The 13339-nt window shown below is 37.4% G+C and carries 13 protein-coding genes and 1 tRNA gene; 4 read left to right on the top strand and 10 right to left on the bottom strand.

Features of this window, described 5'->3' with window-relative positions:
• Positions 1-460, top strand: a 460-nt coding sequence (locus tag AC1WHX_RS05810) for a hypothetical protein (protein ID WP_481228976.1), incomplete at its 5' end; no start/stop codon positions are given.
• 71 nt (positions 461-531) lie between these two features.
• Here the strand turns inward: AC1WHX_RS05810 and AC1WHX_RS05805 are convergent.
• Complete coding sequence (locus AC1WHX_RS05805) at positions 532-993, bottom strand: C-GCAxxG-C-C family protein (protein WP_009318808.1); 462 nt, start codon at positions 991-993, stop codon at positions 532-534.
• Between the two features lie 14 nt (positions 994-1007).
• Positions 1008-1670: a uracil-DNA glycosylase gene (gene ung, locus AC1WHX_RS05800; protein WP_122338136.1), complete on the bottom strand. Its 663-nt coding sequence runs from the start codon at positions 1668-1670 to the stop codon at positions 1008-1010.
• 69 nt (positions 1671-1739) lie between these two features.
• On the opposite strand from ung, the gene AC1WHX_RS05795 reads away from it, so the two are divergent.
• Together AC1WHX_RS05795 and AC1WHX_RS05790 are read left to right on the top strand one after the other, a co-directional pair.
• A tRNA-Arg gene (locus tag AC1WHX_RS05795) sits at positions 1740-1812 on the top strand.
• 175 nt (positions 1813-1987) lie between these two features.
• The gene (locus AC1WHX_RS05790; protein ID WP_122338131.1) at positions 1988-2458 is read left to right on the top strand and encodes an acyltransferase family protein; all 471 of its coding nucleotides are present in this window, start codon (positions 1988-1990) and stop codon (positions 2456-2458) included.
• A gap of 557 nt (positions 2459-3015) precedes the next feature.
• Here the strand turns inward: AC1WHX_RS05790 and AC1WHX_RS05785 are convergent.
• Together AC1WHX_RS05785 and AC1WHX_RS05780 are read right to left on the bottom strand one after the other, a co-directional pair.
• Positions 3016-4002, bottom strand: coding sequence for a Gfo/Idh/MocA family protein (locus AC1WHX_RS05785; RefSeq protein WP_367997362.1), 987 nt, complete (start codon positions 4000-4002; stop codon positions 3016-3018).
• 8 nt (positions 4003-4010) lie between these two features.
• The gene (locus AC1WHX_RS05780) at positions 4011-5411 is read right to left on the bottom strand and encodes a C1 family peptidase (protein ID WP_122338129.1); all 1401 of its coding nucleotides are present in this window, start codon (positions 5409-5411) and stop codon (positions 4011-4013) included.
• Between the two features lie 227 nt (positions 5412-5638).
• On the opposite strand from AC1WHX_RS05780, the gene AC1WHX_RS05775 reads away from it, so the two are divergent.
• Complete coding sequence (locus tag AC1WHX_RS05775; RefSeq protein WP_009318803.1) at positions 5639-6796, top strand: alkaline phosphatase; 1158 nt, start codon at positions 5639-5641, stop codon at positions 6794-6796.
• 602 nt (positions 6797-7398) lie between these two features.
• On the opposite strand, the gene nqrF is transcribed toward AC1WHX_RS05775, so the two are convergent.
• The 6 genes from nqrF to AC1WHX_RS05745 are packed head-to-tail and all read right to left on the bottom strand — an operon-like array spanning position 7399 to position 13271.
• Positions 7399-8661, bottom strand: a complete 1263-nt coding sequence (nqrF, locus tag AC1WHX_RS05770; protein ID WP_022390881.1) for an NADH:ubiquinone reductase (Na(+)-transporting) subunit F — start codon at positions 8659-8661, stop codon at positions 7399-7401.
• 22 nt (positions 8662-8683) lie between these two features.
• Positions 8684-9298, bottom strand: coding sequence for an NADH:ubiquinone reductase (Na(+)-transporting) subunit E (nqrE, locus tag AC1WHX_RS05765; protein ID WP_022390880.1), 615 nt, complete (start codon positions 9296-9298; stop codon positions 8684-8686).
• Positions 9299-9320: 22 nt separating this feature from the next.
• A complete protein-coding gene (locus AC1WHX_RS05760) occupies positions 9321-9944 on the bottom strand; it encodes an NADH:ubiquinone reductase (Na(+)-transporting) subunit D (protein ID WP_022390879.1) in 624 nt (207 codons plus the stop codon).
• A 14-nt stretch (positions 9945-9958) separates the two neighbouring features.
• On the bottom strand, positions 9959-10660 hold the full coding sequence (gene nqrC, locus AC1WHX_RS05755; RefSeq protein WP_009318799.1) for an NADH:ubiquinone reductase (Na(+)-transporting) subunit C: 702 nt from the start codon (positions 10658-10660) through the stop codon (positions 9959-9961).
• A gap of 11 nt (positions 10661-10671) precedes the next feature.
• On the bottom strand, positions 10672-11889 hold the full coding sequence (locus AC1WHX_RS05750) for an NADH:ubiquinone reductase (Na(+)-transporting) subunit B (protein WP_009318798.1): 1218 nt from the start codon (positions 11887-11889) through the stop codon (positions 10672-10674).
• Positions 11890-11921: 32 nt separating this feature from the next.
• The gene (locus tag AC1WHX_RS05745; protein ID WP_278715166.1) at positions 11922-13271 is read right to left on the bottom strand and encodes a Na(+)-translocating NADH-quinone reductase subunit A; all 1350 of its coding nucleotides are present in this window, start codon (positions 13269-13271) and stop codon (positions 11922-11924) included.
• Positions 13272-13339 lie beyond the last annotated feature (68 nt).

The following is a 13339-nucleotide window of genomic DNA, read 5'->3' as shown; positions in this document are numbered from 1 at the left end:
GTTTTGCTGTAATATCATAACCGATATTGCAGCTCAAACATTTGAAAAAAGAGGCTTTCCACAAGAACGACTATCACCTGAATTAACAGCCAGGAAAAAGACTGAACAGATGGACAAACTTCTGCAACTGTCGGAAAAACAATTCAAAAAAATATTCAAACTAAATTTGAAAGAGGCAAAATCGATCGATGTCCAACGAAAAAACAGACAAGGAATAATGCCTCCTCCTATGCCTGACAGAAATCAGGATAAATTTCCCGATCGTCCCCCTATGAGAAATTTTTTTAATGAAGTACCGATGCGACCCCATCCCCAACCGCTACAGAATCCTGAGAAACTGAAAAAAGAGACTCGGAAAAGAGAGAAAAAGCTTAAAAAGATACTAACCGAAGAACAATATAATACATGGAAAGAGTATCAAAAATCAATACAAGACTATAAGCATCATAATAATCTATAATAATAAAAATGCACCAAGGGCAATAATGTAACTTTATAACTCCTGGTGCATTTATTCTCTAATTATATCTGCTATTCACTCTTCAATTTTTCCCCGACAATACGCGCTGCAACTGCCACATAATCGGCACAAGGACGACGCTTATAATACGCTTCCGTGCGATCTGAAGGCTCAGGATCATCCTGTTTTTGAACTAAACCCAACAACTCCCGACAAACAATCGATCCGTTTTTCTTCCTGAACTCAGCAGCCAGTTCCTGAACTGCAGTATAATTACGGGTCTTTGCAGGCTTATCATTCGGATCATTCGCAGGATATTTAAGACCGATTATCATAAAAGATGCCGAAACAGCACCGCAAACCTCTCTCAGACGTCCCATACCTCCACCCAATGGAGCTAACAATGTAGCAGCCAAAGTATCTTCGATAGCAAAAAGATCATTGTAAGCGAGAAAAACCGATTGAGAACAATTATACCCGCTCTTAAAAAGATCTACGGCCTTCTGCACCCTTTCTTCTATATTTATATCCATCTCTCCCATTTTTATTACCATTGAATAGGCTCTATTCCATACTCTTTTAGGTATGCATTTGCCTTACTAAAATGCCCATTACCGAAAAAGCCTCTATGCGCAGACAAAGGAGACGGGTGAGGAGATTTTAAAACCAAATGCTTCGAACGATCGATAAAATCCCCTTTACGTTGTGCATATGATCCCCACAAAATAAAGACAAGGTGTTCTCGCTCTTCTGCCAATCGATGAATAACGGCATCCGTAAACTGCTCCCAACCCTTATTCTGATGAGAGCCTGCTTGATGTGCTCTCACTGTTAACGTTGCATTTAAAAGCAAAACACCTTGATCAGCCCAACGAGTCAAATCTCCGCTTTTGGGCATAGGAATACCAAGATCAGACTCAATCTCTTTAAAAATATTGAGAAGAGAAGGCGGAAAAGGAATACCATCGTTCACCGAAAAACATAACCCATGCGCCTGACGCGGTTCATGATAAGGATCTTGCCCTAAAATAACAACTTTTACCTTATCAAAAGGACAGATATCAAAAGCTCTGAACATCTGATTTCCAGGAGGATATACAGTTGAAGTTCTATACTCGCGACGAACAAAATCAGTAAGTTGCTCAAAGTACGGTTTATCAAATTCATTCTGTAACCGGTCTTTCCAACTTTTCTCTATACGAACATCCATAGGCATTAAAAACTTTTCGTAAAAACTTTTTGCAAAGCTACAAATATTTCTTACTTTTGCCACGCATTTGGCCCCGTAGTTTAGTGAATAGAACGTCAGATTCCGGTTCTGAAGGTCACAGGTTTGAGTCCTGTCGGGGTCACTTCTATTAAAAGCATGAAAAAACAGTTTTTCATGCTTTTCTTTTCTTAGCCTTTATAACAAATTACAAATGCTTATTTCTCCTATATCATGCAACGACACGAATCGATTCAAAGGAATGGCTATTCTTTTGATTGTTTTACATAACTTTTATCATGTATTAAACCCAAGCCCCTATTGAAAATGAATTTTTTTTCAACATCGAAAATACCAATTATTACCTTAAATCCGTTATAGATTCCTTTTCACCGATAAGCATCACTTCCCTTTTCACCGACTTTTTTTCTTTTTTCGGACATTACGGAGTCGCTTTATTTATATTTCTCAGCGGATATGGATTAACGATAAAATATTCGTCTAAAGAATTTTCCAATATAGAGAAAATACATTTCATCTGGAAAAGAATATTACGTTTCTGGAAAGTCATAATACCGCTAATACCGCTCTCTGTACTCGTCAAAATGATAAAATATGGGAATGACCTATGGGAAACGCTGACCGATCACATCGGAGAATATTTATCCATTATAACATTCACACAAACATTGATTCCCGGTAAAGAATTTGTCGTTAGCGGTCCATGGTGGTTTTTCGGAGCTATACTCCAATTATATATTATATATTATATATATTTTCTTATTACATAAAAAAAGTAACCGGTTTCTGCTTATAATAAGTTTATCGGCATTGTTTATACAAGCAATAACTATATTTTGGGGATGGGAAAATATCTTATTCCGCTTACGATACAATAGCATAGGATGGTTGCCTATATTCTGTTTAGGCATTTATTATGCTAAAAAACCCGTTACTACATGCAAACCTTCAATTCCCATTATATTAATGATACTATTTTTATGTAGTAATATCAATGCGTATTTTTGGTTATTTTCATCTCTTTTGTACCCTTTAGCATTCATTCCCCTTTTCCGAAACTTTCCGATCAAATCATTCTGGGAATTTATGGGTAAAATATCTTTTTACCTGTTTGCTATTCATTCATTTATACGAGGAACTTTTTTCGGCCTAATTGGTGAAGAAAAAATCGTAGAACAAAATCTAGGAGTACCAATCGGAATCTTATATTTGTTGACAAGTATTTTAATCGCATATATCTTTCAGCAACTTCTCAACCGTATCTATACTTATTGTCAAACGATAATAGTACAGAAAAAACAATAGTCCCGATCTTTTAATCAGGACATCATTTTCCTTTTAAAATCCAATCCATCACCCTAGCGGTACGTGCTCCGCTTTCATCTGTCGAAGGAGAACTACCGACTCCCCTTAATTCATCTACAACTTTCTGAATCAAAGGTTGTTCGATATGCTCCGGAAGAATAAACTCAAAAACTTTGGCACCAGAATCTGTTTCTAACCGTATAGGTGCAAAAGAAAATGTTGCAAAAACAATTTTCCCTTTCGTACCGATGATTTCTACTATATCCCGTTCCATATTCGAGGCAACGGCAAAGCACCAATGCCCTGAACCTATTATTCCCGACTTAAAATAAAAAGAAGCAGAAAAAGTATCTTTCACCTCATAAAAACCGGCAAGATTAGCGGAGAAACCTTTTGCATCCACAATCTCCCCCAAAAGAAAATCGAGAATATCGAACGTATGAGGAGCCAGATCATAAAAATATCCTTCACCTGCAATTTGCCGATCTACTCGCCAAGAATGTTTATCCGAAATGAGATCCGACTCTAACGGAGTCTTATTAAGAGAAACTGTAACCAAAAGAATATCCCCGATAGCTTGTTTTTCTAATAAAGACTTTATTTGAATAAAATATGGTAATGCACGACGATAAAACGCAGGAAAAAGCTTTTGTCCGGTTTCTCGAGCGACCACGATCATTTCACGGCATTCTTCATAACTCATCGCCATCGGTTTCTCCACATACACGGGCTTGCCTGCACGCATTGCCTTTATAGAATATTCTTTATGCGTATTCGGCGGTGTAGCGACATATATCGCATCTATATCCGGATCAGAAATTATATCCTGAACATCGGTATAATATTTCTGAACATGATGCCTGAGAGCAAAATCCTTGACCTTTACAGCATCCCGCCTCATTACAGCGTTCAGCTCAGAATGCTCTATTTTATAAAATGCCGGTCCGCTTTTCTTTTCACAGACATCTCCACAACCTATAATTCCCCAACGAATCGTATCCATATTCATACAGTTCATTACTTTTCTGGAGCAAACATCGGATCCCAAGCCGGTAAACGTACCGGAGTTTGACTCAGAATATTCAATATTTTCTTAGGAACATATTTTTTTTCTACAACAAGGCGGAACATATACTCATCAAACCAACGATCAGTCATTATCAAATGTCCTTTATATCCATTAGTTGCCCCCCAACTATTTTCCAATAACCATTTTATCGGGTTCCCCGAATCATCCAGATCTACGGCAACTAAAGTCATCGCATGTGAAGAGCCGCTCGCAAAAGATTGCACACGCTGTTTTTTATTCATTCCGAAAGTAGTACCCATCAATGATTCATAATCATAATTATTCAAATCCAAAGTTCCTTTATCCCGATTTAAAAACTTTGTCACATCACAAGAAAAATACATTGCCGTACTATCTTTTATAGATGCTATCGCCATTTTCTTTATATCTTCTACTGGAAGATTTACATATCTCCAATTATAACCATCATACATGTGACGGTCATAATCTATTTCATACAACTTATAATATTCCCGTGTCGGGTCATTCATTAACATAACATAACCGTTTGTCAAATCTTTTCCTATATATTCATTATAAAATGACTTCGACGTATATTGTTTAGTCTCCACTGGTTTTCCATTTATATCTTTTCTTGTCCAAGTAAACTCAAGCGGCGGTTCTCCGAGATTTAACACTAACATTCGATACACAGTGCCCAACATCTCAGTTTTTATTCTTTTTATATCCTCCATATCTGTCTGAACAGGTAATTCACGAAGTTGCAAACCATATTCCCGTAATTTAAGTTTCAGCAGAGAAGCCATTTGCGAAGTATTATTGCTGGCAAATGTTTCATTCATAACTTCTTTCGGAACAACTCCATATTTACCTATAATATCAGATATTCCGGTAAACTGTCCTCCATCACTCAACGGATTCTTAAACAACCATTCGACCATTTGATCAGACATCGGCTTCTGACGTGTATCGATAACTCCTTGAAGAAACAAATTAGCCTTCTCCAACTGATCGTAAAAAAAATTATAATTCTGGGAAAACTCAAATTCCGGTAATTTATATTTATCTATCATCTTCGCCCGAAATACATTCAATCCGGTAAATAGCCAACACCGCCCCGATGCTTTTTGATCAGTAACTCCACGGGAATATACCCGATCAGAAAAATATCCATCTATAACATCCTTCTGATCCGCACTTACAGCCAACTTCTGTATGCTATTAGCATTTAATGCATTACGTATAGCCTTGTCTGCCGATGTATTTTTATAAGCGTTTTTTATTCCTTGCATCATTGCATCATCTATACCTCCGGAAATCTGAGCAAAAGCGGTCTCGGCTATTACCGAAACACCGACTAATAGAGAAAAGAATATTTTTCGGTTCATGAATCTATCTTAATTTACCAATCTTTTAAATAAGTACACAAATATAACAAAAGATAAGATATTATCTTCTTTTTTCTAACACATAACCAACGATTCCCCAACGTTGTGAATGTATAATTTAATCCATTTGTAGTAAATAATTAACAGCGCGTTAATAACAAACTTGTTTTTTACTTATTAACTTTGCTTACATCAAAATTAAAATAAACACTTTTAGTTAATCCATTATGAAAAACAAAATTTTCTCTTTTTTATTTGTCTTTTTTTGTGTAACCGTAGCTTTCTCACAAAATAAAGAAAAGACAAAAGCTCCTTCTTCATACCAAAATACGGAATTTCACACAGATTATAAACCCAATTATAAAAATGACGGTTTAAATAAACCTGTTAAAAATGTAATTTTACTGATAGGAGACGGCATGGGATTAGCTCAAGCATCGGCCGGAATGTATGCAAATCACAATACATTGACAATCTTTAATTTGAAAAACATCGGTTTAATAAAAACATTCTCTCTCAGTGATTTCATTACTGATTCTGCAGCTTCAGGAACAGCATACGCAACAGGGGAAAAAACTAAAAACGGATGTATTGGTGTAGATTCTTTAGGCAATAAGTTACCGAACATGACAGAAATTTTGTCCCCTCTCGGATATGCAACAGGAATTGTAACTACCGATAAAATAACAGGTGCTACGCCATCGGCATTTTACGCACATCAGATCAAGCGAAATATGACTAAAGAGATATTAGAAGATTTGGTCAATACTAAAGCATTATTCATTGCCGGAAGTAGTGTAAAAGATTTTGAAAAAAACAATACAGAAAAATTAGACGCACTAAAAAAGAAAAATTTTAAAGTACTGCATGATTATAAAAATCTACCCTTATCAATGGAAGCAGAAAAAATCGCCTTGATATGTGATGACATGAATGCCAAATTCATCAGCGAAGGCCGTAACCCGAACTATCTTAAAGAAACAACGGCCCAAGCTATCAAATTCTTATCTAACAAATCAAAAAAAGGATTTTTCCTGATGGTAGAGGGAGCACAAATCGACTGGGCAAGTCATAATAATGTTATTGAAAATGTGATCCGAGAAGTTCTCGATTTTGATAAAGCTGTAGAAGAAGCTTTAAAGTTCGCCGATAAAAATGGAGAAACTTTAGTTATCATTACAGCAGATCATGAAACCGGTGGCATGTCTTTAAGTAATGGAAACATAGAAAAAGGATCTATTAAAGCTCATTTCGCAACCAGCGGACATAGTCCTATTATGGTTCCGGTATATGCATACGGGCCACAAGCTCAATTATTCAGAGGAGTACAGGACAATACTGAGATTTTTTCTAAAATATTATCTGCATTACAAGTGAAAAAATAGTCTTCGACAAGGCAATATCTTCTTAGAGTCAGTTTAAATTTTTTAATAAGAAAAACGTTATCGGATTATTTTTGCGTTTTCTTACAGCCTATAACAATGTTGTTGACGGTTATCAGTAAGTTCTCTTATTGAAAGGGGCAGGAGTGTCGTTTGGTTGCAATACTGTTAATACAATTTTCGAATCTATTGGCATAAGTTCAATACCATCACACTCCCTTTTTATCCCTTATCGAAAAGAGAACCGAGTATTTACATGAATTTTTCTCAAACTTTGTCCGTGTAGCTTTTAAACTGCCCTTAATAAGAGGCTATTCCCTCTGCTCTTTGTTTCTTAACATACAATTTGCAAGTTTTTAATAAAATATCATTCAATAAACCTGAGGTTATTTCTTTTTTCTATCAAAGCATAAGGATGATTTCACGCCTTTTACTTTTAAACTATAAATAACAAAAAGGGACTTTCCGACTTTTTAAATAACTCCTTTGTCTATCATATTTATTATTCCCCTATTCGGTCAAAATTCGAATTTAACAACCATAAAACAAACACAAAAAAAATACCCGAAGCAAACCTCCGGGTATCTGATATATTTCATTTACAATTACGCACCAAAATCATCATACATCAGCATTTCTCGAGGAACTCCTAAGTCCCATAACATTTTTTTCACAGCATTAGCCATAGGTCCAGGACCACACATGTAATATTCAATATCTTCAGGAGCATCATGATCTTTCAAATAATGATCATAAATAACCTGATGAATAAAACCGGTATACCCTGTCCAATTGTCTTCAGGCTGAGGGTCGGACAAAGCGATATGGAAAGAGAAGTTCGGAAAATCACGTTCGATAGCTCTAAAATCTTCTTCATAGAAAATCTCACGGCGAGAACGAGCTCCATACCAATATGATATCTTGCGATCCGTTGTCTTCAATGTCTTAAACAGATGCAGCAAATGCGAACGCAATGGCGCCATACCAGCTCCTCCACCAATATATAACATTTCTCTCTTTGTATTCAAAATATGAAATTCACCATAAGGTCCTGAAACCGTAACTTTATCTCCGGGTTTACGCGAAAAGATGTAAGAAGAACAGATACCCGGTTTAATACCAGCCGCCCATGTTCCGGTATTTCGATCGAACGGCGGTGTTGCAATACGAATATTTAGCATAACGATATTGCCCTCTGCCGGATGATTCGCCATAGAGTAAGCCCGATAAGTTTCCTCATCGTTTTTACAAACTAATCCCCACATCTTAAATTTATCCCATTCATCACGATATTTGTCATCAATATCCATATCCGCAAACTTAATATCGTATTTAGGAACATCAATCTGAATATAACTACCGGGCTGAAAATTCAATGTTTCTCCTTCAGGCAGACGAACGACAAACTCCTTAATAAAGGATGCCACATTGTTATTCGAAACGACTTCACATTCCCATTTCTTAATACCCAATATTGATTGCGGTATTTTTATTTCCAAATCATTTTTCACTTTTACCTGACATGCCAAGCGATAATGATCTTTAATCTGTTTTCGGGTAAAAAAGCCCACCTCTGTAGGAAGAATTTCGCCACCGCCTTCTTCTACCTGACAGCGACACATGCCACAACTTCCACCACCGCCGCAAGCAGAAGGTAAAAATATCTTATTCGCAGCCAAAGAAGATAACAGCGTAGAACCGGCAGAAGTAATCACCTCCCGCTCCCCGTTAATACGTATCTTCAATTCTCCGGAAGGAGTCAACTTAGCTTTGGCAAACAATAATATTGCAACAAGCAAAAGAGTTAATATTAAAAAGATTACAACTGCTGCCAATATAGTGAGATTACTCATCATTAATTCGATCATCGTTTATAATTTTAGAATACAATTAAAGTTTAATCCCCAGAAAACTCATGAAAGCAATCCCCATCAGTCCGGTTATAATAAAAGTAATACCAATACCCCGAAGAGGAGCCGGAACATTCGAATATGCCAGTTTTTCACGAATTGCTGCAATTCCTACAATTGCAAGCATCCAACCGATACCAGAACCGATACCATACACGGTAGCTGTACCTACATTCGGAAATTCACGCTGTTGCATAAATAACGATCCTCCAAGAATCGCGCAATTTACGGCAATTAAAGGTAAAAATATACCTAGCGAAGCATATAGAGAGGGAGAGTATTTCTCAACTACCATTTCTACCAACTGTACCATAGAGGCAATAACAGCAATAAACAAAATTAGGCTTAAGAAACTCAGATCAACACCTTTATACTCCTCTCCCAACCAAGAAAGAGCACCCGATTTCAATATATAGTTTTCAAGCAAATAATTCACAGGAAGGGTAATTGCCAAAACAAATGTCACTGCAATACCCAAACCTATCGCCGTTTTCACATTTTTAGAAACCGCCAGATAAGAACACATACCTAAAAAGTAGGCGAATATCATATTGTCTATGAATATAGACCGAATAAATAAATTCAAATTTTCCATTTTCTACTGCATTAATTATGTGTTACTTCTCCTGCAAATCTTTATTTCGGGAACGATGTATCCAAATAATACATGCTACCGTAATCAATGCCATCGGAGGTAATATCATCAACCCGTTATTTTCATAACCCCATTTATAAAATATGTCAGGAACGACTTGATAGCCCCAGAGAGTACCAGAACCTAACAACTCACGAAAAAAAGCCACAATAACAAGGATCAGTCCGTAACCGATACCATTGCCTATTCCGTCAAGAAAAGATTCCCACGGGCCATGCCCCAACGCAAATGCCTCAAGACGTCCCATCAATATACAGTTGGTTATAATTAATCCTACAAACACCGAAAGCTGCTTGCTTACATCATAAGCATAAGCTTTCAACACCTGATCGACAATGATCACCAACGCAGCGACAACAACCAATTGAACAATAATACGAATACTGTTAGGAATCGTATTGCGTAACAACGAGATTATCACATTAGCAAAAGCGACAACAGCCGTTACAGAAATTGCCATAACAAAAGCCGGCTCCAATTTTGCCGTTACAGCCAAAGCCGAACAGATACCCAATATCTGTACTATGACCGGATTATTTTTGGAGAGCGGACCTAAAAGGATTTCTTTATTTTTCTTGGATAACATATCTATTTCTCCACTTATTTTAATGACTTAAAAAAATTCTGATATGGTTCAAGACTATTTTTCATCATATCTTGTACACCTTTACTCGTAATCGTTCCCCCGGAGATAGCATCTACATATTCAGCCCCATCGACAGGTTTCTGTCCTTTTTTCTCTACAGCAATCGACTTAAATTCACCGTCAATAAATAAATGCTTACCTTTATACTGATCTGAAAACATAGGTTTCTCAATCTCAGCGCCCAATCCCGGAGTTTCGCCCTGATGTGCAAAATAAGCTCCATAAATGGTATTTCCATCTTTATCGACAGAAACATATCCCCAGATAGGCCCCCACAATCCAGCGCCATTCATCGGAATAACATATTTTTCAGAACCATCTTCCAATCTACAGACAAAAACCGGCAACTCTCTATCCGATGAGGCCTTTTTCACCTGATTAGCCGTATTTACGTCAAATGCATTTACTCCATCGATTTTTTCTCCATCGGCATTGATGACATACGTGTTTACTATATACTTTTTATACAGTTCCTGAGCATTTGTCGCATCGGATGCAATATTCACCGAACTCAAGATCTGTTTCATTTTATCAATTTCCACATTTTTAGTCTGCGGTTCTTTCAGCAATAAAGCTGTATAAGCTAATACGGCGGCAACAACGATCACCATCACCGAAGCATATATTATTGTATATACATTACTCTGCTTGTTCATGATTCTCTTTTTTATGCGTTAGTTTTAGCTCTTTTCAATCTCTTTTTCATATTCGCTTCCACAACGAAATAATCAATCAAAGGAGCGAAAACATTCATCAGCAATACTGCCAACATAGCTCCTTCTGGATAACCATTATTATATACACGAATAATTATAGCAATAACCCCGATCAAAAAACCGTATATATATTTTCCTAATGTCGTACGTGCTCCTGTTACCGGATCGGTAGCCATAAACACAGCAGCAAAAGCAAATCCGCCGAGACAAATCTGATCCAATGGAGAAAGGAATGAGCCGGGATATGTCGGTGAAGCAAAAAGATTCGCAATATATCCCATAAACAAGCCTCCTACAAAAACAGAAAACATGATCCGCCAATTGGCTATTCCTGTAAAAAGAAGAATCGCCGCACCGATCAAAATAGCCAACGTAGAAGTCTCTCCGATAGAACCGGGAATAAGGCCTAAAAAAGAATCTAAAGTAGAAATTTTTTCTCCCAAAATATTCACTAACGTAAGATCACCATTGGCCGCCGTATATGTTGCAACCTGCCCCAACGGAGTTGCTCCGGAAAAACCCTCTACAACTTGACCAGCTCCTAAACCGAATGTATCGGAAGTACGAACAAAAACAGAATCACCTGACATCTTGGAAGGATAAGCGAAGAAAAGGAATGCCCGGGTAATCAAAGCAACATTAAATACATTCATTCCTGTTCCGCCGAACACTTCCTTAGCAAAAATAACTGCAAAAGCCGTAGCGACTGCAATCATCCATAATGGAGTGTCGATAGGAACAATCATCGGAATAAGAATCCCCGAAACCAAAAAACCTTCCTGAATTTCATGTCCTCGCATTTGTGCTACCGCAAATTCGATTCCTAATCCGACGACATAAGAAACGATAATCTTAGGAAGTACGGCTAAAAATCCGAAAAGGAAAGTCATCCAAAATCCGGTCTGAGCTAACTCTCCTATCGCCAAATAATGTTGATAACCGACATTATACATTCCGAATAACAGAGCCGGAAGTAAAGCAATAATCACTACAGTCATGGTACGTTTCGTATCGATGCTGTCATGAATATGCACACCTGATTTTGACGTTGTATTCGGGACAAAAAGGAATGTTTCAAACCCTTCAAAGACAGATTGAAACATCGAAAACTTCCCGCCCGGTTCAAAATTAGGTTTAATTCTATTGATATAATTTCTTAAAGCTTTCAATGTGAGTTTTATTTAAATAGGTTTATGTCTGCTTAATTCATCTCTTTCATTAACTGATCGAGTCCGTTACGGATAATTTTCTGAATTTCGAGTTTCGATGTGTCAACAAATTCACATAATGCAAAATCTTCGGGAGCAACCTCATAAATACCAAGATTTTCCATTTTATCAATATCAAAAGCAATAACCGCCTTAATCAGAAACTCCGGTAAAATATCCATCGGGAACACCTTATCATACTCCCCCGACATAATAATAGCCCGTTCACCACCATGCAGACGAGCATCCAAAGCATACTCTTTTTTTCGTCCCAACAACCATGTAAAATAACTGTGGCTTACACTATATTTATCAAGTCCGGGAGTCGCCCATCCGAAAAATTCATTACAATCATCGCCTTCAGGTATAACGGTCAACTGGCTATGAGGCATTCGTAAATACCCCATTGGATCGACCTTTACTCCCGTAAGGACATTCCCGCTTATAAAACGTTGATTATAATTACTTTTTTTGACGTTATTTCCCAATATACTGTCTAAGCGAGCTCCGGCAACAGTACGCACATATATCGGTTTAACAATCTCCGATCCCGTCACGGCAACGATTCGGGAAAAATCGACTTTCCCGGTATTAAAAAACCGACCTATCAACAATACGTCAAAAGCACTTAGTGTCCAAACGACTTCACCTTTGTTGATAGGTGCAATATGCTGAATCTGTACTCCGACATTCCCGGCAGGATGCGGTCCTTCAAAGAGAACAGTTTCTACCCCAGATATATCAACCGTATTTTGAACTGACATACCTACATAAACCTTTCCTGCCGTCATCTTCTTCAATGCGTCCAATCCTGCTTGAAAATTTTTCTCTTCACCCTTCGATACAAAAGCAAAGTCAGGGGCTAAAGGGGCAGAATCCCAAGCTGAAACAAAAATATCACGAGGAGATACTTCCGGATTGGCGATTATATCATAAGGACGCTGCTTAATGAACGGAAACAATCCGGCATTGAGAACAAATTCTTTCACTTGTTCTCCCGAGAGTTTCGTCAAATCAACTTTTCCAAAATCGACATAAGTCTGTTCATTATCAGACTTTATCGTTATATCCAGCACTTTACGTCGTTCTCCCCGGTTTATTGCTACGACTTCTCCGCTTACTGGAGAAACAAACTTCACTTCCGGGCGATTTTTATCATACATCAACGGTGTTCCCGCATCTACATGATCACCGGCTTTCACAATTACCTTAGGAATTACCCCGTGAAAGTCATCCGGAATAAGAGCATAATACTCGCTTCTCGGAGCATCAACGACCTCTTTGACCGGCTTTCCTTCCAAAGGTATATCCAAGCCTTTTTTTAACTTTATCACATTCGCCATGTTGTAATAAATAGATTTTTTAATTTGTGTGCAAAGATAACAATTCTGTTATAAAACATATATAATAT

It is taken from the genome of Coprobacter sp. (assembly GCF_982436375.1).
Note: the sequence above shows the minus strand (reverse complement) of the source record. Positions and strands in the feature narration are given on the sequence as shown.

What these genes read in the sequence shown, in the direction of transcription:
- AC1WHX_RS05805 (WP_009318808.1), bottom strand. Translation starts at nt 993, where the DNA reads ATGGATATAAATATAGAAGAAAGGGTGCAGAAGGCCGTAGATCTTTTT.
- ung (WP_122338136.1), bottom strand. Translation starts at nt 1,670, where the DNA reads ATGGATGTTCGTATAGAGAAAAGTTGGAAAGACCGGTTACAGAATGAA.
- AC1WHX_RS05785 (WP_367997362.1), bottom strand. Translation starts at nt 4,002, where the DNA reads ATGAATATGGATACGATTCGTTGGGGAATTATAGGTTGTGGAGATGTC.
- AC1WHX_RS05780 (WP_122338129.1), bottom strand. Translation starts at nt 5,411, where the DNA reads ATGAACCGAAAAATATTCTTTTCTCTATTAGTCGGTGTTTCGGTAATA.
- AC1WHX_RS05775 (WP_009318803.1), top strand. Translation starts at nt 5,639, where the DNA reads ATGAAAAACAAAATTTTCTCTTTTTTATTTGTCTTTTTTTGTGTAACC.
- nqrF (WP_022390881.1), bottom strand. Translation starts at nt 8,661, where the DNA reads ATGATCGAATTAATGATGAGTAATCTCACTATATTGGCAGCAGTTGTA.
- nqrE (WP_022390880.1), bottom strand. Translation starts at nt 9,298, where the DNA reads ATGGAAAATTTGAATTTATTTATTCGGTCTATATTCATAGACAATATG.
- AC1WHX_RS05760 (WP_022390879.1), bottom strand. Translation starts at nt 9,944, where the DNA reads ATGTTATCCAAGAAAAATAAAGAAATCCTTTTAGGTCCGCTCTCCAAA.
- nqrC (WP_009318799.1), bottom strand. Translation starts at nt 10,660, where the DNA reads ATGAACAAGCAGAGTAATGTATATACAATAATATATGCTTCGGTGATG.
- AC1WHX_RS05745 (WP_278715166.1), bottom strand. Translation starts at nt 13,271, where the DNA reads ATGGCGAATGTGATAAAGTTAAAAAAAGGCTTGGATATACCTTTGGAA.